This is a genomic window from Arthrobacter sp. PM3 (genome assembly GCF_003352915.1).
Classification (GTDB): Bacteria; Actinomycetota; Actinomycetes; order Actinomycetales; family Micrococcaceae; genus Arthrobacter.
This window is the reverse complement of the sequence record NZ_CP022314.1, coordinates 1,559,104-1,578,754: the sequence shown is the minus strand read 5'-3', so window position 1 is coordinate 1,578,754 and position 19,651 is coordinate 1,559,104. Positions and strand designations below refer to the sequence as shown.

21 protein-coding genes and 2 tRNA genes are annotated in these 19,651 nt (G+C 68.4%); 10 read left to right on the top strand and 13 right to left on the bottom strand.

Annotated elements, in window-relative coordinates:
* Window positions 1-23 precede the first annotated feature (23 nt).
* Entirely contained in the window at window positions 24-728 is a 705-nt protein-coding gene (locus tag CFN17_RS07290; protein WP_208750760.1) for an alpha/beta fold hydrolase, read from the top strand.
* A 9-nt stretch (window positions 729-737) separates the two neighbouring features.
* Here the strand turns inward: CFN17_RS07290 and def are convergent, their stop codons facing one another.
* The 4 genes from def to orn form a co-directional block, all read right to left on the bottom strand.
* Window positions 738-1,310 (bottom strand): peptide deformylase, encoded by a 573-nt coding sequence (gene def, locus CFN17_RS07285; RefSeq protein WP_208750759.1) that lies wholly within the window; start codon window positions 1,308-1,310, stop codon window positions 738-740.
* Window positions 1,311-1,348: 38 nt separating this feature from the next.
* Entirely contained in the window at window positions 1,349-2,503 is a 1,155-nt protein-coding gene (locus CFN17_RS07280; RefSeq protein ID WP_208750758.1) for an acyl-CoA dehydrogenase family protein, read from the bottom strand.
* Between the two features lie 166 nt (window positions 2,504-2,669).
* A tRNA-His gene (locus tag CFN17_RS07275) sits at window positions 2,670-2,742 on the bottom strand.
* A 154-nt stretch (window positions 2,743-2,896) separates the two neighbouring features.
* Window positions 2,897-3,529, bottom strand: coding sequence for an oligoribonuclease (gene orn / locus CFN17_RS07270; protein WP_208750757.1), 633 nt, complete (start codon window positions 3,527-3,529; stop codon window positions 2,897-2,899).
* A gap of 169 nt (window positions 3,530-3,698) precedes the next feature.
* Here orn and mptB point away from each other — a divergent pair, with 169 nt between their 5' ends.
* The gene (mptB, locus tag CFN17_RS07265) at window positions 3,699-5,354 is read left to right on the top strand and encodes a polyprenol phosphomannose-dependent alpha 1,6 mannosyltransferase MptB (protein WP_208750756.1); all 1,656 of its coding nucleotides are present in this window, start codon (window positions 3,699-3,701) and stop codon (window positions 5,352-5,354) included.
* A gap of 6 nt (window positions 5,355-5,360) precedes the next feature.
* On the opposite strand, the gene CFN17_RS07260 is transcribed toward mptB, so the two are convergent.
* Complete coding sequence (locus tag CFN17_RS07260; protein WP_208750755.1) at window positions 5,361-6,047, bottom strand: DNA alkylation repair protein; 687 nt, start codon at window positions 6,045-6,047, stop codon at window positions 5,361-5,363.
* Window positions 6,048-6,124: 77 nt separating this feature from the next.
* On the opposite strand from CFN17_RS07260, the gene map reads away from it, so the two are divergent.
* Complete coding sequence (gene map, locus CFN17_RS07255) at window positions 6,125-6,892, top strand: type I methionyl aminopeptidase (protein WP_208750754.1); 768 nt, start codon at window positions 6,125-6,127, stop codon at window positions 6,890-6,892.
* On the opposite strand, the gene CFN17_RS07250 is transcribed toward map, so the two are convergent.
* Window positions 6,855-7,502, bottom strand: coding sequence for a GNAT family N-acetyltransferase (locus CFN17_RS07250; protein ID WP_208750753.1), 648 nt, complete (start codon window positions 7,500-7,502; stop codon window positions 6,855-6,857). The two genes, map and CFN17_RS07250, sit on opposite strands and share 38 nt — an antisense overlap.
* A 99-nt stretch (window positions 7,503-7,601) precedes the next feature.
* Here CFN17_RS07250 and CFN17_RS07245 point away from each other — a divergent pair, with 99 nt between their 5' ends.
* Window positions 7,602-8,618, top strand: coding sequence for a magnesium and cobalt transport protein CorA (locus tag CFN17_RS07245; RefSeq protein ID WP_208750752.1), 1,017 nt, complete (start codon window positions 7,602-7,604; stop codon window positions 8,616-8,618).
* 47 nt (window positions 8,619-8,665) lie between these two features.
* Here the strand turns inward: CFN17_RS07245 and CFN17_RS07240 are convergent.
* A tRNA-Arg gene (locus CFN17_RS07240) sits at window positions 8,666-8,738 on the bottom strand.
* Between the two features lie 69 nt (window positions 8,739-8,807).
* On the bottom strand, window positions 8,808-9,719 hold the full coding sequence (locus tag CFN17_RS07235) for a DMT family transporter (protein ID WP_208750751.1): 912 nt from the start codon (window positions 9,717-9,719) through the stop codon (window positions 8,808-8,810).
* 83 nt (window positions 9,720-9,802) lie between these two features.
* On the opposite strand from CFN17_RS07235, the gene CFN17_RS07230 reads away from it, so the two are divergent.
* The 4 genes from CFN17_RS07230 (at window position 9,803) to ettA (ending at window position 13,997) form a co-directional block, all read left to right on the top strand.
* Window positions 9,803-10,705 (top strand): LysR family transcriptional regulator, encoded by a 903-nt coding sequence (locus CFN17_RS07230; protein WP_208750750.1) that lies wholly within the window; start codon window positions 9,803-9,805, stop codon window positions 10,703-10,705.
* A 207-nt stretch (window positions 10,706-10,912) separates the two neighbouring features.
* Entirely contained in the window at window positions 10,913-11,461 is a 549-nt protein-coding gene (locus CFN17_RS07225) for a single-stranded DNA-binding protein (RefSeq protein ID WP_208750749.1), read from the top strand.
* 418 nt (window positions 11,462-11,879) lie between these two features.
* Window positions 11,880-12,161 carry a DUF6993 domain-containing protein gene (locus tag CFN17_RS07220; protein ID WP_261792400.1) on the top strand — a complete coding sequence of 94 codons (282 nt, stop codon included), beginning with the start codon at window positions 11,880-11,882 and terminating at the stop codon, window positions 12,159-12,161.
* Between the two features lie 153 nt (window positions 12,162-12,314).
* On the top strand, window positions 12,315-13,997 hold the full coding sequence (gene ettA, locus CFN17_RS07215; protein ID WP_208750748.1) for an energy-dependent translational throttle protein EttA: 1,683 nt from the start codon (window positions 12,315-12,317) through the stop codon (window positions 13,995-13,997).
* A 121-nt stretch (window positions 13,998-14,118) separates the two neighbouring features.
* On the opposite strand, the gene CFN17_RS07210 is transcribed toward ettA, so the two are convergent.
* Window positions 14,119-15,069, bottom strand: coding sequence for an acyl-CoA thioesterase II (locus CFN17_RS07210; protein WP_208750747.1), 951 nt, complete (start codon window positions 15,067-15,069; stop codon window positions 14,119-14,121).
* Between the two features lie 139 nt (window positions 15,070-15,208).
* Between CFN17_RS07210 and CFN17_RS07205 the strand changes: the two genes are divergently transcribed.
* Window positions 15,209-15,868, top strand: a complete 660-nt coding sequence (locus tag CFN17_RS07205) for a hypothetical protein (RefSeq protein ID WP_208750746.1) — start codon at window positions 15,209-15,211, stop codon at window positions 15,866-15,868.
* Window positions 15,869-15,895: 27 nt separating this feature from the next.
* Here CFN17_RS07205 and CFN17_RS07200 read toward each other — a convergent pair whose 3' ends face one another.
* From CFN17_RS07200 to CFN17_RS07190, 3 genes are all read right to left on the bottom strand, one after another.
* Entirely contained in the window at window positions 15,896-16,522 is a 627-nt protein-coding gene (locus tag CFN17_RS07200; protein ID WP_208750745.1) for a CG0192-related protein, read from the bottom strand.
* A 246-nt stretch (window positions 16,523-16,768) separates the two neighbouring features.
* Window positions 16,769-17,227 (bottom strand): globin, encoded by a 459-nt coding sequence (locus CFN17_RS07195; protein ID WP_261792399.1) that lies wholly within the window; start codon window positions 17,225-17,227, stop codon window positions 16,769-16,771.
* Window positions 17,228-17,231: 4 nt separating this feature from the next.
* A complete protein-coding gene (locus tag CFN17_RS07190) occupies window positions 17,232-17,891 on the bottom strand; it encodes a mechanosensitive ion channel family protein (RefSeq protein WP_208750744.1) in 660 nt (219 codons plus the stop codon).
* 137 nt (window positions 17,892-18,028) lie between these two features.
* Between CFN17_RS07190 and CFN17_RS07185 the strand changes: the two genes are divergently transcribed.
* Window positions 18,029-19,042, top strand: coding sequence for an epimerase (locus tag CFN17_RS07185; protein WP_208750743.1), 1,014 nt, complete (start codon window positions 18,029-18,031; stop codon window positions 19,040-19,042).
* 44 nt (window positions 19,043-19,086) lie between these two features.
* On the opposite strand, the gene CFN17_RS07180 is transcribed toward CFN17_RS07185, so the two are convergent.
* Entirely contained in the window at window positions 19,087-19,590 is a 504-nt protein-coding gene (locus CFN17_RS07180; RefSeq protein WP_208750742.1) for an OsmC family protein, read from the bottom strand.
* Window positions 19,591-19,651 lie beyond the last annotated feature (61 nt).

Here is a 19,651-nt window from a genome sequence, read left to right as displayed (position 1 = left end):
GCCGGGGCGGGTAGGGTACCGGCATGGATATCATTCTGGTTCCCGGATTCTGGCTGGATGCGTCGTCGTGGGCGGAGGTGACGCCGCCACTGGTGGCGGCGGGGCACACGGTGCACCCGCTGACGCTGCCCGGCCTGGAATCGGTGGACGCACCGCGGTCGGGCATCGGGCTGCAGACGCACATTGACGCCGTCGTGGCCAAGATCGACTCCCTCGAAGCGCCGGTGGTGCTGGTCGGGCACTCCGGCGGCGGCGCGATCATCCACGGCGCCGCGGACGCGCGCCCCGACCGGGTCGCCCGGGCCGTCTACGTGGACAGCGGCCCGCTCGGCGACGGCGGCGTGATCAACGACGAGCTCCCGGCCGACGGCGACGACATCCCGCTGCCGCCCTGGGAACTGTTCGAGGACGCGGACCTGACCGACCTCACCGACGAGCTGCGCGCCATGTTCCGAGACCGCGCGATACCGCAGCCGCGCGCCGTGGCCCAGGACCGGCAGCAGCTCCGCGATGAACGCCGCTTCGACGTCCCGGCCACGGTCATCGCCTGCGAGTTCCCGACGTCGATGCTGACCCGGATGATCGCCGAAGGCCACCCGTTTGTGGCGGAGCTCGGCCGGATCCGCGACGTCGACTACGTGGACCTGCCCACCGGGCACTGGCCGCAGTTCACCCGGCCGGCCGAACTCGGCGCCGCCATTCTGGCCGCGGTGGACCGCACTGCCTGAACCCTGAAGTCAGTGGCCGAACGGGTCCGGGTCCACGCCAGGCAACCAGGTCAGGCCGGGGACACCCCAGCCGTTCTTCTTGGCCTGTTTCATGGCCTTGCGGGAATAGCGGTCGATCAGCCGGTTGACGTACAGCTTGCCGTCGAGGTGGTCGTACTCGTGCTGGATGACGCGGGCAAACCACCCGGTCGCCTCGAACTCCACCGGGTTGCCGTCACCGTCGAAGCCCCGGACCCGGGCCCATTCGGCCCGCTTGAGCGGGTACTGGCCGCCGGGGAAGGACAGACAGCCTTCCTCTTCCTCGTCGGGGTCCGGCAGGGCCCCGGAGACTTTGGAGAGCGTCAGCACCGGGTTGACCACGACGCCGGTGGGCGGGGCGCCGTCGTCGTTGGCGTACTTGTACACGAAAATCCGCTTGCCGACCCCCACCTGGGGGGCGGCCAGGCCGACGCCGTTGGCGGCGTCGTTGGTCTCGAACATGTCGGCGATCAGGGTGCGGAGTTCGTCGTCGAAAACTTCGACTTCCGCGGCCCGGCGGTGCAGCACGGGCTCGCCCCAGATCGTGATGGGCAGGACAGTCATGTCAGTAAGGTTCCTCTAATGCTGGGAGAGAGGGGCGGTCAGCCGGCGATCGTGCGGCCCACGACGTCGCGCATGATTTCGTTGGTGCCGCCGAAGATGGTCAGCAGCCGGGCAGCCAGGTAGGCCTGCGCCACCGGGTATTCCAGGATGTAGCCGTAGCCGCCGTGCAGCTGCAGGCAGCGGTCGGTGACGGACTTGGCCCGCTCGGAGGCCCACAGCTTGGCGCGGGCCGCGGCGGCGGCGTCGAGTTCACCGGCGTTGAAGGCCAGGATGGCCTGGTCAACATACGTTTCGGTGACCTCGACCTCGGTGAGGATGTCGGCGAGTTCGAAGCGGCTGTTCTGGAAGTCGATGATCCGCTCGCCGAACGCGTTGCGGTCCTTCGTGTAACGGACGGTCGCCTCGTAAACAGAACGCACGACGGCGGAGCTCGCCACGGCGATCGCCAGGCGGCCCTGGGGGAGCTGCTCGGCTGCGTACTGCAGGCCCTTGCCTTCCTCGCCCACCAGGTCCGCGTGCGGGACACGGACGTTGTCGAAGAACAGCTCGGCGGTGTCCGAGGCCTTGAGGCCCATCTTGTCCAGCTGGTTGCCCGCGGTGTAGCCCTCGCCCTTGCGGACCATGAACAGCGAGAAGGAGTCCTGGTTTCCGCGTCCGCTGCCGCCGTCGGTGCGGGCCAGGACCAGGGAGGCGTCGCCGGAGATGCCGTTGCCGATGAACGTCTTCTGGCCGCTGATCAGCCAGTCGTCGCCGTCGCGCACGGCTTTGGTGCGGATGCCGCGCAGGTCCGAGCCGGCGCCCGGTTCGGTCCACGCGATCGAGGTGACGGTTTCGCCGGAGACCATGGCCGGAAGCCAGCGGGCCTTGAGGTCATCGGAGCCGTAGGCCAGCAGGTGGGGGAGGACGAGGTCGTCATGGAGGTGGAACGCCAGGCCCGCGGCCAGGTGGTTGCTCTTGGCGAATTCCTCGTCGAGCACCGCGCGGAAGCGGTAGTCGGTCATGCCCATGCCGCCGAACTCTTCCGGCACGGCCAGGCCCAGCAGGCCCTGCTCGCCGGCTGCCGTCCACAGGTCCCGGGACATCATGTGGTCCTTGTCCCACTGGGCGTAGTGGGGAGCCACGGCGCGGGCGTTGAACTCGGCGGCCATCTCCCGGAACATCTCGTGGTCTTCTTCAAAGAGCTTGCGCTGCATTGCGGTTCCTTCCAATGACAAGTCCTGGGACGACGGCGCGTGAGGGCCAACAACTCGGTACAGCCAAAGCCTGCGCAGCGACAACCTGCACAGACACCAAAGGCCGCACCGGATAACCGGTGCGGCCTTTGGAAAAGGTCGGACAATCACTGCCGTCCTTCATGAGGGTGAGCGACGGGGGTTGAACCCGCGACCTCCTGGACCACAACCAGGCGCTCTGCCAACTGAGCTACGCCCACCATGCGTCCTATCAGGCCCCCGGCGAACCGGCGGGCTGGAAAGGCAACGACAAATAGCTTACCTGTTGTTCGGGGTTGCTTTTGCCACTTTTGCGAAATTCGCCAAAATTTCCGCGAAACGTGGTGCAGATTACATCCGCCCGCCCCGGTGCGGTCACTCCGCGGCGGACGGCCCGGCGGTGTCGGCGCCCATGACGCGCTTGGCGATCTGCTGCGCCGTGGCGCTGTCCGGACCCGGGGCGGGGACGAACACCGCCTCGCGGTAGTACCGGAGTTCGTCGATTGAGTCCTTGATGTCGCCCAGTGCCCGGTGGCCGCCCATCTTGGCGGGGGACTGGAAGTAGGCGCGGGCAAACCAGCGGCGGGAGAGTTCCTTGATGGTGCTGACGTCGATCACCCGGTAGTGCAGGTGCTCCACAACCTCGGGCATGTCCCGGACCAGGAACACGCGGTCCGTGCCCACGGAGTTGCCGCCGAGCGGGGCCTTTTTGGGGTCCGGCACCCATTTGCGGATGTACTCGAGCACGGCGGCCTGGGCTTCGGCCATGGTCTTGCCCTGCGGGAGTTCGGCCAGGAGGCCGGACCGGGTGTGCATGTCGCGGACAAAGTCGTTCATCTGGGCAAGCGCGGCGTCGTCGGGCTTGATGACGACGTCGACGCCGTCACCCAGGATGTTGAGCTCCGAATCGGTCACCAGTGCGGCCACCTCGATGAGGGCGTCGTGCTCGGTGTCCAGGCCGGTCATTTCGCAGTCGATCCAGACGATGCGTTCGTTAGTTATAGGCACCTGCCCAGCCTACCGTTCCGACGCCGGGGAGCCGTCCGGTGCTAGGATTTCGGGTACGCGGCCGTCGAGGATTTTCGGCGGCGTATTTGTTAAACGCGACGCCCCTGGCCGGAAAATCCGGCCTGTTGTGGGCGGACATGTGACCCGCAACAGATAGGACGATCCTGACATGACGGCGCCTGTGCCTGCGGCGGGGGAAACGGCTGCCGGTACGTCCCGCCCGGCCGCCACCCGCCCGACTGTGTCAAACCCAACCTCGTCCCGCCCGGCTGTGTCCAGCCCGGCCGTGTCCAGCCCCGCTGTGTCCAGCCCCGCCGGGGCTGACGCCCTGGGCGACGTCGACAATCCCCGGTCCCCGATCCTTGCCGGTTTTCTGGGGTCGCTGTTCATGATGATCGGTTCGATCGGCGTCGGCTGGCTGGCCCCCGTGTCCGGGCTCCGCCGCGTCCCGCTGTTCATCTGGATGCGGACCGAAGCCATCGGCGTTGCCCTGTCAATCGTCCTGCTTGCCTTCGGCGGCATGCTGCTGGTCCGCGCCTGGCTGCGGCTGGGCCAGCGTGTCCGGGTCTGGGGAGACGGCGCCCGCAAGGCCACGCTCCAGGCGACGGTGGCGTGGGGCCTGCCGCTGATGTTTTCCGTGCCGCTGTTCAGCCGGGACGTCTACGCCTACATCGGGCAGGGCCGGCTCATGGTGGAGGGATTCAACCCCTACGAAAACGGCATCTCGGCGCTGTCCAACTACTTCCAGCTCGGCGCGGACAAGATGTGGACCGAAGCCCCGGTTCCGTACGGCCAGCTGTTCCTGTGGATCGAGCAGTTCGTGGTCTGGGCCACCAACGTGCACCCGGAGGGCAGCATCATGCTGTTCCGGGTGGCCGCCCTGGTGGGCGTCGTCCTCTGCGTGATCTACGTGCCGAAACTGGCCGAACTCCACGGCGTGAACCCGAACCGGGCCCTGTGGCTGACGGCCGCCAACCCGCTGTTCCTGACCAACTTCATCGCCAGCGTGCACAACGACTCGCTCATGATCGGGCTGGCCCTGGCCGGCCTGTACTTCTGCGCCACGCGCCGGGTCATTCTCGGGATCGTGCTGGTCACGTTGTCCATTGCGGTCAAGCCCATCACGGTGGTCTTCCTGCCGTTCATCGGCCTGCTCTGGGCCGGCAAGAACGCCAGCTGGCCGCGCAAGTTCCTCTTCTGGGGCCTGACGGCCGGCATCAGCCTGGCCCTGCTGTGGGCGATGAGCCGGGTCAACGGATTCGGCTTCGGCTGGATCAACGGCTTGTCCGCCCCGGGCAGCATCTGGATCTGGTACGCGCCCGTGGGCCTGGTCGGCCTGATCGTCGCCTCGATCTCCAACTCGTTCGGACTCGACGGCTGGGGCCTGGCCAAATGGGCATTCGACGCCGGCAAGCTCCTCGCGGTCGGGATTGTCGCCTGGCAGATTTTCCGCGGCGACTACGACCGCCTGATGCGCCGCCTCACCCTGGCGTTCGCCGCCGTCGTGCTTCTGTCCCCGATGATCCAGTCCTGGTACATCGTCTGGCTCATTCCGCTGTTCGCGGTCACGGGCATCCGTGACGACTGGCAGGTCAAGGCGCTGTACTTCATCGTGTCCTTCTTCATGGTGTACGCGATCTCGGACCAGCTGGACGTCTTCCCCTACCTGCAGACCGCGGACCTTGGCCTGGCCCTGGCGCTGGCCCGCAACGCCGCAGCCATCATCGCGCTGCTGTTTGCGCTCTACCTGATCTTCCTGGACCCGAAGACCAAGCTGCTGTTCAGCAAATCGGACGAGCCGGTCACCACCCGGCCGATCATCTAGTCCCCCTCATTCGGCCGGAAGGTTCTTCAGCGCCTCCTTGCGGGAAAGCGGGCTGAGCTCCTCCCGGTGCCGCTGCACGAACGCCCGGACCCAGTCCGGGTCCGTCCTTGCGTACTGGCGCAGCGCCCACCCGATCGCCTTGCGGATGAAGAACTCCCGGTCGGCCAGGTTGGCCTCGATCACGGACGCCAGGAGGGCCGTGTCCGTGGCGGTCTTCGCCCCCAGCTGCGCCGTGATGGAAGCGCGGCGGATCCAGAAATCGCTGTCCATGCTCCAACGGCCCAGGACCACCGTCAGCTCCGCCCGGTGGGCCTGCAACAGGCCGCCGAGCCGGTGGGCCACGCCGTCCACCAGGTCCCACCAGGCACCGCTGCGGATGATTTCCTCGTACAGGGCCAGCATCCCCAGGTCCCGGGCCGCGAGCCTGAGCCCCGTGAGCTCGATCGCTGCGTAGCGTTCCTCCCGGCAGACGGCTGTCCGCCACAGTGCGAGGACCACGGACTGCAGCTCCGCCACGCCGGCCGGCGGGTACTCCGCGGCCGCGGCCCTGACGATCCTGCGGACCTCCGGGACCCGCACGCCCAGGAACGGCATCTGCGATTTCATGTAGGCCTGCGCCCCGGCAGCGCGGCCGGGATCGGCCGCGGCCTGCAGCCGGCTGCGGATCGCATCGAGCAGTTCAGTGGTGGCCATGAAGCCACTGTAGACATCCCGCGGGGGGCTTTAGAGTTTAAGCCAGCTAGCCGCGGTGCCGCGTCGGAAGGAAACCCATGTCCATGATCAAGAGTCCCGGGGAGATCGCCCTGATGCGCGAGGCGGGCCGCGTGGTCGCCGCCACGCTGGGCCGGGTCCGGGGCGCCGCCGCCGTCGGCGTCTCGCTCAAGGAACTGGACGAGGTCGCCGCCGCATCCATCGCCGACGCCGGCGCCACCCCGGCGTTCCTGAACTACCGGCCGCGGTGGGCCTCGGTCCCGTTTCCGGGCGTGATCTGCACGAGCGTGAACGACGCCGTCGTCCATGGCATCCCGAACGGGTACCGGCTGCAGGACGGGGACCTGCTGAGCGTGGACTGCGGCGCGTTCCTGGACGGCTGGTGCGGCGATGCCGCGGTCAGCTTCATCGTGGGGACGGCGGACCCGGTGGACCAGGCGCTCATCGACGCCACGGACGCCGCCCTGGCCCGGGGGATCGACGCTGCACGGGTCGGGAACAAGATGGGGGATCTCGCCTACGCGATCGGCGGCGCCGCGCGCCGGGCAGGCTACGGGCTCCTTGCCGACCACGGCGGCCACGGGATCGGCCGGACCATGCACGCCGAGCCGCACGTGCCAAACGACGGCCGGCCGGGCCGGGGCATCAAACTGACCGAGGGCCTGGTCATCGCGATCGAGCCGATGCTCATCCTCGGCCGCAAGGACGACTACTACCACGACGAGGACCAGTGGACCCTCCGCTCCGCCAACGGGCGCCGCGCCGCGCACAGCGAGCACACGGTGGCGATCACCGCCGAGGGGCCCGTGATCCTGACGCTGCCGTGAGCCGGCCAGTCAGGCGCACGACGGCGCGTCCGGGCACCGCGTCGCTGACCACCGAGAAGCCGGCCGCCCGGAAGAGCCCCAGGGTGCCGTGATAGAGGTCCGCCGGGCCGACCTTGGGCCGCTGCCCGGGATCCACCGGATAGCCCTCCACTGCCGTCGCGCCATGGGCCAGGGCGTGTCCGACGGCGGCATCCAGCAGCGCCCGGGCAACGCCCTGCCGCCGATGGCCGGGGGCGACGACAAAACAAGTCACGGACCACACGTCATTCGCGCCGTGATCCCCGGCCACTTCGGGGCCCGCCGCTGTGAACACCTTTGAACGCAGGATTCTCGGGTAGCACCCGCGGGGCTCGACGGCGCACCAGCCCACCGGGATCCCGTCGCGGAAGGCCAGCACCCCCGGAGCCGGGGCGCCGCCGTCGAACTTGTGCCGCAACTGGCCTTTGCGCTGTTCCGGGGTCGACTCGGACCACTGCCTGCCGGTGAGGGCGAAGAAACGGCACCAGCAGCGCGACGGTTCGCCGCGTGCGCCGAAGAGGCGTTCGACGTCGGGCCACTGCGCCGCGGCGGTGGTGATGGTTTCCGGCCCCGGGAGTTCTGCTTCACCCATGGAAACAGGCTAGCGGCCGAGGCGGGCTGACGGTTGGCACCGGCCCGGGCACGGTATAACGTCACAGCCAAGGGAATGCCTTGATGAGGAGGCGCGGCCGTGACCATTATTGACAACGCCGTCTACGTGGACGGCCGGCGGACCGCTGACCCGGAAGACCTCGAGGAGACGTATTTTCTCCTGCGGCAGCGCCAAGGCATGGCCTGGATCGGGCTCTACCGGCCGGACGCGAACGAGCTCCGTTCGGTGGCCGAGGAATTCGACCTGAGCCATCTGGCTGTGGAGGACGCGCTCGCCGGCCACCAGCGGGCGAAGCTGGAGCACTACGGCGACACGTTGTTCCTGGTGCTGCGTCCCGCCCGGTACCTCGACGACGTCGAAAAGGTGGAGTTCGGCGAGATCCACGTGTTTGCCGGACCGGACTTTGTGGTCACGGTCCGCCGGGCGGAGTCGCCCGACCTGGCCCGCGTGCGCCGGCGCATGGAGTCCGAGCCGGAATTCCTGGCACTTGGACCCGACGCGGTGCTGTACGCGATCGTGGACCAGGTGGTGGACGAGTATGAGCCGGTCGCCGCCGGGCTGGAAAACGACATCGATGAGATCGAGGATGACCTGTTCGCCGCGGATCCCGGCGTGTCGCGCAGGATTTATGAACTCTCCCGCCAGGTCATCACGTTCCAGCGCGCCACGGCTCCGCTCGCCGGAATTTTGCAGACGCTCATGGCCGGGGGCCCGGACGGGGTGCCGGACCCGGAACTGCAGGACCATTTCCGCGACGTCCTTGACCACGCGCTGAGGCTGGGGGAGCGGGTGACGGCTTTCCGGGCCCTGCTGCAAAATGCGCTCGCCGTTAATGCAGCCCTCGTGGCCCAGCGGCAAAACGACGAGATGCGGCTGCTGACGGAGTCCAGCTTCGCCCAGAACGAGCAGGTCAAGCGGATCTCGTCGTGGGCTGCGATCCTCTTCGCCCCGACGCTGATCGCCTCGATCTATGGGATGAACTTCCGGGCCATGCCCGAGCTCGACTGGATCTTCGGCTATCCCATGGCGCTCGGGCTCATGGTCGGGATGGGCGCCGTCCTGTTCCTGGCGTTCAAGCACAACAAGTGGATCTGACGCTGCGGCGCCGGGCTGCGGACAATCCGCAGCCCGGCGCCGGCCTGCGCCCCAGGAGGGAATCGAACCCCCGACCGGCGGATTAGAAGGCCGCTGCTCTATCCCCTGAGCTACTGGGGCACGCTGGTGCCCGCCGGCTGCTGCCGGGGACGCCTCAAAAAGTTTACAGTGCCGGACACCCGGTGACGGTCATTGGGGCGCTGCCAGCGATGGCTCCGTGGTTTCCGGCACCACTGCCTTATGTGGAGAACCGTCCGCCTGGCGGGTGCCGCCGATGCCTGCCGCCACGACCAGCGCTATCCCCGCAATGCCGCCAGGCCCGGGCACCTGGCCCAGGATTACGAAACCAATGAGGACGGCGATGGCCGGTTCCAGGCTCATGAGCGTCCCGAAGACCGAGGCCTTGAGGCGGCGCAGGGCCATCAGTTCCAGGCTGAACGGGATGACAGGCATCAGCAGTGCCAGGCCGGCTCCCGCGAGCAGCATCTGCCAGTCGAGCCGGCCAAATACCGCCGGTCCCACGGCAATGGTCGTCGCCGCCGCGGCGACGGGAATCGAGACCGCCAGCGCCTGCAGGCCGCCCAGTTCATCACCGGCCCGCTGCGTCAGGAGGATGTAGGCAGCCCAGCCGGCGGCTGCACCCAGGGCGAGGAGGACCCCGACCGGGTCCGTGCCGCCGTGCCACGGTTCGGTCAGCGCAGCGACACCGGCTGCCGCTACCAGCGCCCACCACCGCCCGGCCCTGCGTCCCCGGACGACGGCCACGGACAACGGCCCCAGGAACTCGAGGGCGCTGGCGGTGCCCAACGGGATCCTGACGGTTGCGGCCATGAACAGCAATGTCATGCCTGCGGTGACGAGCCCCAGCAACGTGCAGGTGACCAGGCCCGACCGCGTAAACCGTGCGCGCCACGGGCGCATCAGGACGACGAGAATCAGGGCAGCCCAGGCCAGCCGCAGCCATGCGACGCCCCCAGGGCCCAGACGGTCCGTCAGCGACACGGAGGCGGCCAGGCCCAGCTGCACACAGCACATTGCCGCGGCAGCCATCGAGGTTCCAGTGCGTGCCGTGTTGGATGTACCGGGGGAAATTCTCGCCATGGCTCCAGTAGACCGCCGGTAGATCGTCTACGTCCACGTGATAATCATCCATAAAACGTCCACTAAACATGGACAATAGGGGGATGGAGACCCGCCGGCTTGAAATCCTGCTTGAACTGGCCCGCCAGGGCTCAATGCGCCATGTCGCCGATACTCTGGGAACGACGACGTCGACCGTCTCCCAGCAAATCGCGGCCTTGGCCCGGGAAACCGGCACGCCGTTGCTGGAACCTGCAGGGCGTGGCGTGCGTCTGACCCCCGCAGGCCGCCGCCTGGCCAACCACGCGGTGACTATACTCGGCGCTGTCGCCGCCGCCACCGCTGAGCTGGACGCCGACGCCGAACCCGCCGGAACGGTCCGCGTGGCCGGATTCGTCACCGCCGTCCGCAAAATCATCATGCCGATTGTCGGTGACCTGGCCTCCAGCCATCCGGACGTGAAAGTCGAGGTTCGGGAGCACGAACCGGTCGAGGCCCTTGCCCTCCTTGCGTCCGACACCGTGGACCTGGCCCTGACGTATGACTACAACCTCGCGCCGGACGGCACCGGCGCTGCTTTTGACTCGTTCCCGCTGTGGAGCACGGCGTGGAGCCTCGGCGTCCCGGAGGGCGCCAGTGGACACCTTCCCGCCGACGCTCCCGAAGTCTTCGCGGCCTTCCGGGACCATGACTGGATCGGCAACTCGCGAAACCGGGCGGACGAGGACGTCCTGCGGCTGATCTCGTCGATGGCTGACTTTGAGCCGCGGATCAGGCACCAGGCGGACAGCCTCGAGCTGGTCGAGGACCTCATCCTCGCGGGAATGGGGATCGGCCTGCTGCCCTCGGACCGCCAACCCCGGCGCGGCGTAGCCCTCGTCCCGCTCGCCCGGCCCGGCGTCCGCCTCCGTGCCTTTGCGCGCACGCGGCACGGTAACAGCAACTGGCCGGCCCTCGCCGCGGTCCTGCGGCATGTCAGGAGCAGGGCCGCGGTCATGGCTCCCTGAGCCTCGAACGAGTCCGCCTTCTCGCGTCCGAGTGCCCCGAATTATTCACATATCCCTGTCGTCCACATATCCCTGTCGTCCACATAGTCCAGTTGTCCACAAAGCGCCGTTGTCCACATAGCGCCGACTGGGCCTCCCGGTCCGGCGCCGGGGGCAGGATGCTGGAACTGCCCGGCAGGGCATGACACTTCGAGACAGGACATGAGAATGAGCGACAACATTACGGTCCGGGGCTTCGTCGCCACGGAGATCAGAAGCTCGACCACCCCCGGGGGTGTGGCCACGGCGTCCTTTCGGCTTGGGTCCACCTACCGCCGCTACGACCGGACCTCCAGCACCTGGGTCGATGGCAACACCAACTGGTTCACCGTCCAGGGCTACCGGCAGCTGGCCGGCAACATCGGCTGCAGCGTCAAGAAGGGCCAGCGGGTCATCGTTGTCGGCCGGCTGAAGATGCGGAGCTGGGAGAAAGACGGCAGGGTCTACCACGACGCGGAAATCGACGCCGATTCCGTCGGCCACGACCTCATGTGGGGATCCGCCAACTTCACGCGCACGGCCGGAGCCGGAAAACAGGGGGCCGCAACGCCCGGCGCCCCGGACGCGCCCGGCCACGGCGAAGGCGGCGACGCGCCTCCGGAGTCGGGGGCCGGCGGCGACGGCTTCGACGCCCCTGTGACGTATGTCGATGACGAGACAGGCGAGGAAACGGAGGTGGACCAGGAAACAGGCGAACTCAAAGCCGCCGCAGCCTAAACCCCTGACACTGCGCGGGCAGCGGCGGCAGGCGGGGGCCGCCAGATGGCACAATGACCGGGTGAAGCACGCCAGGAACGCCGACGGACCCGCGACTCTTGACGAGCCCGGTATGGCCGCAGCAGTCGCGGTCGCGGTAAACCCTCCCGGCCGCCGTACGCTCCGTTGTTCGGATGGTCGCTCGCATGGCCGCCCGCATGGCCGCTCGCCGGGCCGGGCAGCGGTGGTATTGGCCACGGTGATGCTCCTGCTGGCAGTCCCCGCGTGTTCGGTCCCCGACCCGGCCCAAACCCTACCGGCCCCGACATCGCCGGCTGACACCACGGGCACTGAGATCCCGCGCACTGACGCCCCGCTCACGGGTACCTCACGAAACGACTCCGGACGCACCGGCGCTGCCGGGACCGCCGTCGCGGACATGAAATCCAAGGTCGTGGCGGTCCTGGACGGTGCCGCGCGAGCCGGCGGCGAGCCCCGCACCGATGACGTCCGCGCGGCTTTGACCGGCACCGGAATACCCGCAGCCGACGTCGAAGTGACGGCGGCCCGGACGCCCACCGGTCTGGCCGCCGACGCCGTCGAAGCCGCGGTCCGCGACGGCGGAAGCTGCATCGTGGCCCAGATCCGCCGCGGCAGTGTCGCCGTCAGTGTGCTGCCTGCCCTGGCCTCCGGCGGCTGCCTCGTCGGCGTCCAGGACTGAGCGGGGAGTGAGTGGGGACTGAACCGGGACTGAGACAGGGCGGCCGTGCCACGCCCCGGCTGGAGCTGACCGGCGCCGCCCGGCGTCGTAAACGGGCGGATCCGGGCCGTCCGGAATGTGAGTTATCCCGGCCGAACCACTAGATTTGTAGGCATGGCGGAATTTATCTACACAATGACCAAGGCCCGTAAGGCTGTCGGCGAAAAACTCATCCTCGATGACGTGAGCATGTCCTTCTTCCCGGGGGCCAAGATTGGCGTTGTCGGCCCGAATGGTGCCGGTAAGTCCACCATTCTCAAGATCATGGCGGGCCTGGACACCCCCTCCAACGGTGAGGCCCGGCTCAGCCCCGGCTACACGGTGGGCATCCTGCTGCAGGAGCCGCCGCTGAACGAGGACAAGACCGTCCTGGGCAACGTCCAGGAAGGCGTCGGCGAAATCTACGGCAAGATCCAGCGCTTCAACGAAATCTCCGAGGAAATGGCCAGCCCCGACGCTGACTACGATGCCCTCCTCGAGGAAATGGGCCAGCTGCAGGAAGCGATCGACGCAGCCGACGCCTGGGACATCGATTCCCAGCTGGAACAGGCCATGGACGCGCTGCGCTGCCCGCCGGCCGACGCCGATGTCACCCTGCTCTCCGGCGGTGAGCGCCGCCGCGTCGCCCTCTGCAAGCTCCTGCTCCAGAAGCCGGACCTGCTCCTGCTCGACGAGCCCACCAACCACCTCGACGCCGAGAGCGTGCTGTGGCTTGAGCAACACCTGTCCACCTATGCCGGTGCCGTCCTCGCCGTCACCCACGACCGCTACTTCCTGGACCACGTGGCCGAATGGATCGCCGAAGTGGACCGCGGCCACCTCTACCCCTACGAGGGCAACTACTCCACGTACCTGGAGAAGAAGCGCGCCCGGCTGGAAATCCAAGGCAAGAAGGACGCCAAGCAGGCCAAGCGCCTCAGCGAGGAACTCGAGTGGGTCCGCTCCAACGCCAAGGGCCGCCAGACCAAGTCCAAGGCCCGCCTGGCCCGCTACGAGGAAATGGCCGCTGAGGCAGACCGCACCCGCAAGCTCGACTTCGAGGAGATCCAGATCCCGCCGGGACCGCGTCTTGGCGGACTCGTGCTCGAAGCCAAGGACCTCCAGAAGGGCTTCGACGACCGCACGCTGATCGACGGCCTGTCCTTCTCGCTGCCCCGTAACGGCATCGTTGGCGTCATCGGCCCGAACGGCGTCGGCAAGTCCACTCTGTTCAAGACCATCGTGGGCCTGGAACCGCTCGACGGCGGCGAGCTGAAGATCGGCGATTCCGTCAAGATCTCCTACGCCGACCAGAGCCGCGGCGGGATCGACCCCAACAAGACGCTGTGGGAGGTTGTGTCCGACGGGCTCGACTACATCCAGGTCGGCCACGTCGAAATGCCGTCCCGCGCCTACGTGGCCGCATTCGGCTTCAAGGGCCCGGACCAGCAGAAGAAGGCCGGCGTCCTCTCCGGTGGTGAACGCAACCGCCTCAACCTGGCGCTGACCCTCAAGCAGGGCGGCAACCTGCTGCTCCTCGACGAGCCCACCAACGACCTCGACGTCGAAACCCTCAGCAGCCTCGAAAACGCGCTGCTCGAGTTCCCGGGCTGCGCCGTCGTCGTCTCGCACGACCGCTGGTTCCTTGACCGGGTGGCCACGCACATCCTGGCCTACGAAGGCGACGAGGAAAACCCGTCCAAGTGGTACTGGTTCGAAGGCAACTTCGAGTCCTACGAAGAGAACAAGGTGGAGCGACTGGGCCCGGACGCGGCCAAGCCGCACCGCGTGACGCACCGCCGCCTCACCCGCGACTAGGACAGACCCGCGACTAAGTCCGCACGGCAAAAAGCCGGCCCCCGAGGGGGCCGGCTTTTTGCATATCCAGCGCATTTCCCGGCCCGGCAGGAATGGCGGCGGGGTGCTGCAGGACGGTCCTCTACAGGACAGCGGACTGGACGGCCCCTGCGGACTTGTCCGCCTGGTCGCTGGGGACGCGGATCATGCCTTCCTGCGCCACCGTGGCCACGTGCCGGCCGTCGCGGCTGAAGATCCTGCCGGTGGCCAGGCCCCGGGCACCCTGGGCGCTGGGGGATTCCTGGACGTACAGGAGCCATTCGTCCACCCGGACCGGCCGGTGCCACCACATGGCGTGATCCAGGCTCGCCACGGACATTCCGGGCGTAATCCAGCTCATCCCGTGCCTGCGGAGGATCGACTCCAGCAGGGTGTAGTCGCTCGCATAGGCCAGGGCGGCCCGGTGCAGGCCGGCGTCGTCGGGCATCGGGCCGAAGGTCTTCATCCAGACCGCGTTGCGGGCTTCCTTGCGTCCCTCGGCCGAAACGTACAGGGCGGGGTCGACATGGCGGATGTCGAAGGGCCGTTCATAGGCCCAGTGCCGGGCCACAGGGTGGTCGATTTTGCCCAGCAGGTCCGCGGTGCTGGGCAGCGACTCGGGGTCCGGGATCCCGGCGGGCATTTCCGACTGGTGGTCGATGCCTTTGTCCTCGGCCTGGAACGAGGCGATCATCGACAGGATGGGCATGCCCTCCTGGTAGGCGTGGACCCGGCGCGCCGAGAAGGACCGGCCATCGCGCAGACGCTGCACGCCAAAGGTGATCGGTTTGTTGGCGTCGCCCGGCCGGAGGAAATAGCCGTGCATGGAGTGCACGCTGCGCTCCGGTTCGACCGTGCGGCTGCCGGCAATCAGGGACTGCGCCAGCACCTGACCGCCGAAGACGCGCTGCCGCGGCTGCCGCTGCGAGGGGCCCATGAAGATGTCCTCGTCCGTGCGCGCGCCTTCGAGCTCGCCAAGGTTGAGGAGTTGGATGAGCAGTGCAGTGGGGTCCTGGGCCGGCAGGCCCTGCAGTCCGGCGTCGGCTTCAGTCATGGTCTGACTCTAGACGGCGCCGTGACTCTGTCAAAAAGGCAACACTGGCAAAGGCGGCGCCAAAACCGCGACGTCAAAAAGCCGGGCTCCGTGGAGGCGGGCGCGGCTCCATAGAAGCGCAGCCGGTAAAGTCGGTGGTGTGTCTGATGTCCTAACCCAGCCCCTGCACTTCACCGATCCCCGCGACCTCGCCGATCTGCGTACCTTCGCCACACGGGCCAAGTCCGTTGAGGACGGTGCCATCCGGCTCCAGGCCACGGGGCCGGTGCTGGCGGCCTATGTTTGTGTCCTGCGCCCGCGGCTCCTCGGCGAATCGACGCCCACCATTCTGGGGCTGCGCACCATGGCGCTGGCGCAGCCGGCGGACACCGACGTGACCGTGCCGCTCTCCGCCGTGCTGGACCGCCTGGCCCGGGCGGGCGAGCACGACGTCGAACTTCCCGTCCCGCCGATGACCGTCAGTGAGTCCTGGGCCGGAATCGGGGCACCGCGGACAGGCTGGGAACCGCTTGGCGCCCTCCATGACACTGTCCTGCGCGCCGCTGCGGAAGCCGGCATCCGCGAGATCTCCGCGATCATCCCGGACAAGCCCGGCGCCCTGATCGTCAACAACGCCCGGGCGACGGTATGGGGCCGTGAACTGCCCGAGGCCGGCGGGCTCCCGGCCGGCGCCGCTTTCGCCGGGCTCACCCTGGGTTTCCTGGCCGACGGCGAGCAGCGGCTATTCCGGGCCGGGCGCTGGTTCCGCCTCAGCGGCGACCGCGGCCACGTGCTAGTCCGGACCGGCTCCGGACTCTAGCAGAACGGGTTTCCCCGCCCGCCGCGCTCAGGCGGCGGTCACGACGGCGAGCGTGACCGGCGTTTCCTGGCCCTCCCAGGTCCCGATGAGGGCCCGCGCGGCCGGTTCCTCCGCCGCGTCAAGCCGCCGCCGCACCACGATTCTCAGTTCCCCGGACCGGATCACCGATCCCTCCCGGGTCTCCTCGACCGTGACGTCCTCGACGTCGGGCACGGCCGCCGCTGCCGCTTCCGTGCTGTGTACGAGTACGGATTCGGGAAGCACCTTCTCGGCGCCGTCGACCTGCAGATAGTGCTTCGCCTGGGGCTGGCCGGCCAGGACCGCCCCGGCCAGGGCACGGACGTAGCAGGGGTCCGCGCAGGCGTCGTAGACCCAGCGCGTTCCCAGCACCGAATGTTCCAACGTCCCGACAAGGAAGCCGTCGGCGCCGACCAGGGGAGCGCCGCGGTAGCTTAGCGGGACCTGGAAGACGGCGCCGCCGGAGCGCACCAGGATCGTCTCCAAGCCGACCTCGCCGCCGGGATCGTCGAAGCGGAAGTGGCCCACCTTCTCCGGCGCCGATCCCGAGTCCGGGAGCCAAGGCCGGCCGGGCAGCCAGCGTTCGAGGAGTTCCATTTTCGTCGGGGTGAGGGTCGCCTGATGAATGATCGCCATGACCGCCAGCTTAGACCCGCCCGAAGTGCCCACTGTGGGCCCCGGAAAGCCATCCGTTCAAGGACCACGAGCTTCAGGATGCCCACCGCCCCGCCGTCGTCCCGGCGACGAAAAAGGTGCGCCGGTTGGCCTCCAGCCTGGGCGCAAAACCGAACTTGCACCCCCATACCCGGCTGGGTATTATTTAGGCAGAAAGACCCCGGAGACATTCCCCCAAGTGCCTCCGGGGTCTTTCCCTGTCCGGGCCTAGGCGTCCGACGGGCTGTTGACCATCGAGAGCGCGGCCCGTTCCATGTAGTCCCAGAGCGTTCCCTCGTACAACGGCGGCAGGTCCAGGGCGTCCACGGCGGCGCGCATGTGGTGCAGCCACCGGTCCTTCGCCTCCGGCGTCACACGGAACGGCATGTGGCGCATCCGCAGCCGGGGGTGCCCGCGCTCCTCGCCGTACGTCGTCGGGCCGCCCCAGTACTGTTCCAGGAACATCAGGAAGCGCCGCTTGGCCGGGCCGAGATCCTCCTCCGGATACATGGGACGCAGCAGCGGGTCAGTCGCCACGCCGTCGTAAAACACGTCGATGAGCTTCACGAAAGTCTCGTGTCCGCCGACGGCGTCGTAGAAGTTGTCGGTGTAGCCTGGCTGGCTGAACGGATCGTTCTGCAGGAGCTGGCGGGGCTGCCGGGGTTCGCCGGCGCTGGGAATGGTCATGGCTCTATTCTCCGGCCTGCTGCTGGGGTGCGGTGTCGGGCTCATCCGCCGGCGGCTCCTCCGGCGGGATGTAGGTGCCCTGCGACCGGTTGCCCACGCGCAGGATTTCGCCGTTGCGCAAGTACCAGATGGCGCCGTCCTCGGCGCGGACCCGGGTGATCCGCAGGTTCATGGACTCGACGACGCCCACCACCTCGGAGGTCTCGATCACGTCGCCGATCCCGTACTGGTCCTCGAGGGTGATGAAGATGCCGGCCAGGAAGTCGCGGATCAGCTGCTGGGCGCCGAAGCCGATGGCGATACCGAGAATACCCACGCTGGTCAGCAGCGGTGCGATGTCCACATTCAGGTTCTTGAGCACATACATGATGGTCAGTGCGGCCACCAGGACGCCCACCACGCTCCTGAGGAGGGCACCGATCGTGTTGGCCCGCTGGACCCGGCGCTCGTGGTCCAGCGCCCGGAGCGCCGGGGTCACCCAGCGGAAGTGCCGCTTCTTGAAGAAGGTGCTGCCCTGGGCGACACGCTTGGTGATCCCGGAAATCACGAAGGACGCCACGAGCCACACCGCAACGCCGACGCCGATGCTGATAAGGACCCCCGGGAAATTGACCGTCGAAATTTCCGAAAGAGTGATGGGATCGGCTGTTGTCATGCTGTACATCGGTGGGGCTGGCTCCTTGCTCCTGGTCCCTGCGGGTTGTTAATCGCTGCCGGGCTGCTGTTCGGCCTGCGCGTTGGCGTTCGCCGGCCGCATAACGCTCTGTTCCCTTTCAACATTAGCGCCGTACCGTGGCACCCATGCGCATCCTGGTTCTTGGCGGTACGGCCTTCCTGTCTTCCGAAATCGCCGGGCAAGCCCTGGCCGCCGGGCACGACGTCACCTGCCTGGCCCGCGGAAGCGTTGCCGCCCCGCCCCGCGGAGCCACATGGGTGCAGTCGGACCGGACCAGGGGACACGCCGCCTATGCGGCCGTGGCGGCAGGCAGCCGGGGCCCGGGCGGCTGGGACGCCGTCATCGACGTCACCCGGGATCCGGAACAGGGCCGCGAGGCACTCGATGTCCTTGCGCCAACGGCCAGGCACTGGACTGTCGTGTCCAGTTGCTCGGTCTATGCGGATCACTCGGTTCCCGGCGCCGGGGAGGACGCTCCGGTCCTGCCTCCACTGGCACCGGGCACCGCCCTGACGCCGGAGAACTACGGCGAGGCCAAGTCCGCGATCGAACAGTGGGCGACGGGACTCGCGCCGGACAAGGCGCACCTTTGCCGCGCGGGGCTGATCGGCGGGCCGGGTGACGGCTCGGACCGGTACGGCTATTGGCCTGCCCGATTCGCCCGGGACGATGATCCGGTCCTGGTCCCGGACATCCCCGGGGACTCCACCCAGGTCATCGACGTGCGGGACCTCGCGGCCTGGATCGTGGCCGCGGCGGAGAAGGGCGTCACGGGCGCCCTGAACGCCGTCGGCGAGGCCGTGCCGTTTGCCGCGTACCTGGACGAATGCCTGCGCCTCACGGGCCGGACGGCGGAGGTGACCGCGGCCCCGGGTGGCTGGCTGGCAGGGCAGGGCGTGAACTACTGGGCCGGCCCCGACTCGCTGCCGCTGTGGCTGCCGCCGGGCCACGAGGGCTTCGCGGCCCGGAGCAACGATGCAGCGCTGGCGGCCGGCCTCCGGCTCCGGCCCTGGGCACAGACGCTGCGCGACACCCTCAGTGACGAGCGCAAGCGCGGCCTGGCCCGGGAACGCAAGGCGGGACTGAGCCCGGAGAAGGAACGGTCGACCCTGGCTGCCTACCGGGCGCAGTCCGCCTGAGCAGCATCAATCCAAGAGGGCAGCATCAATCCAAGAGGGCAGCGTCAGTCCGACGGGGCAGGGTCGGCCGTCCCGGGCGCGACCACGGCCGTGGGCTCGTGCAGCACCGGAAAGTTGACGCTGCGGGCGATGAAGCAGACCTTGTTGGCCTCGGCGTGAAGCTCCTCGAGTAGGTCAGGAGCGGCCGGTGCGGCCAGGGACACCCGCGGCTTGAGTGTGACGGATTCGAACTGGCCGCTGCCGTCCCGGTTGGTCCGCATGAGCCCCTCGGCCTGGTCCTCGTACGCCGTCACCACCACGCCGTGCTTCACGGCCACGTGCAGGAAGGAGAGCATGTGGCACTGGGACAGCGCCGCCAGGAGCAGCTGCTCGGGGTTGTACCGGCTCCGGTCCCCGCGGAACGTCGGATCGGCCGAGCCCGGCAGCACCGGAAGGCCGGGGATTTCGACGTCGTGGTCCCGTGAATAGCCTCGGTACGACGCCGTCCCGTCCCCAAGGTTCCCGGTCCACCGGACAGTCAGCGCGTAGCGGTGCTCATCGAGGCTCATGCGGCCAGTCTAGTAGCGCGGAATCGGCAGGACCCCGGCACCGCCGCGCGGTGCCGGGGTC

Excerpts from the sequence above, each read along its gene's own strand:
- CFN17_RS07260 (WP_208750755.1), bottom strand. The coding sequence starts at position 6,047 with ATGGCCACCACTGAACTGCTCGATGCGATCCGCAGCCGGCTGCAGGCC.
- CFN17_RS07190 (WP_208750744.1), bottom strand. The coding sequence starts at position 17,891 with ATGTACAGCATGACAACAGCCGATCCCATCACTCTTTCGGAAATTTCG.
- CFN17_RS07185 (WP_208750743.1), top strand. The coding sequence starts at position 18,029 with ATGCGCATCCTGGTTCTTGGCGGTACGGCCTTCCTGTCTTCCGAAATC.
- CFN17_RS07235 (WP_208750751.1), bottom strand. The coding sequence starts at position 9,719 with ATGGCGAGAATTTCCCCCGGTACATCCAACACGGCACGCACTGGAACC.
- mptB (WP_208750756.1), top strand. The coding sequence starts at position 3,699 with ATGACGGCGCCTGTGCCTGCGGCGGGGGAAACGGCTGCCGGTACGTCC.
- CFN17_RS07230 (WP_208750750.1), top strand. The coding sequence starts at position 9,803 with ATGGAGACCCGCCGGCTTGAAATCCTGCTTGAACTGGCCCGCCAGGGC.
- def (WP_208750759.1), bottom strand. The coding sequence starts at position 1,310 with ATGACTGTCCTGCCCATCACGATCTGGGGCGAGCCCGTGCTGCACCGC.
- CFN17_RS07250 (WP_208750753.1), bottom strand. The coding sequence starts at position 7,502 with ATGGGTGAAGCAGAACTCCCGGGGCCGGAAACCATCACCACCGCCGCG.
- CFN17_RS07290 (WP_208750760.1), top strand. The coding sequence starts at position 24 with ATGGATATCATTCTGGTTCCCGGATTCTGGCTGGATGCGTCGTCGTGG.
- CFN17_RS07220 (WP_261792400.1), top strand. The coding sequence starts at position 11,880 with ATGAAATCCAAGGTCGTGGCGGTCCTGGACGGTGCCGCGCGAGCCGGC.
- ettA (WP_208750748.1), top strand. The coding sequence starts at position 12,315 with ATGGCGGAATTTATCTACACAATGACCAAGGCCCGTAAGGCTGTCGGC.
- CFN17_RS07180 (WP_208750742.1), bottom strand. The coding sequence starts at position 19,590 with ATGAGCCTCGATGAGCACCGCTACGCGCTGACTGTCCGGTGGACCGGG.
- map (WP_208750754.1), top strand. The coding sequence starts at position 6,125 with ATGTCCATGATCAAGAGTCCCGGGGAGATCGCCCTGATGCGCGAGGCG.
- CFN17_RS07225 (WP_208750749.1), top strand. The coding sequence starts at position 10,913 with ATGAGCGACAACATTACGGTCCGGGGCTTCGTCGCCACGGAGATCAGA.
- CFN17_RS07195 (WP_261792399.1), bottom strand. The coding sequence starts at position 17,227 with ATGACCATTCCCAGCGCCGGCGAACCCCGGCAGCCCCGCCAGCTCCTG.
- CFN17_RS07210 (WP_208750747.1), bottom strand. The coding sequence starts at position 15,069 with ATGACTGAAGCCGACGCCGGACTGCAGGGCCTGCCGGCCCAGGACCCC.
- CFN17_RS07280 (WP_208750758.1), bottom strand. The coding sequence starts at position 2,503 with ATGCAGCGCAAGCTCTTTGAAGAAGACCACGAGATGTTCCGGGAGATG.
- CFN17_RS07200 (WP_208750745.1), bottom strand. The coding sequence starts at position 16,522 with ATGGCGATCATTCATCAGGCGACCCTCACCCCGACGAAAATGGAACTC.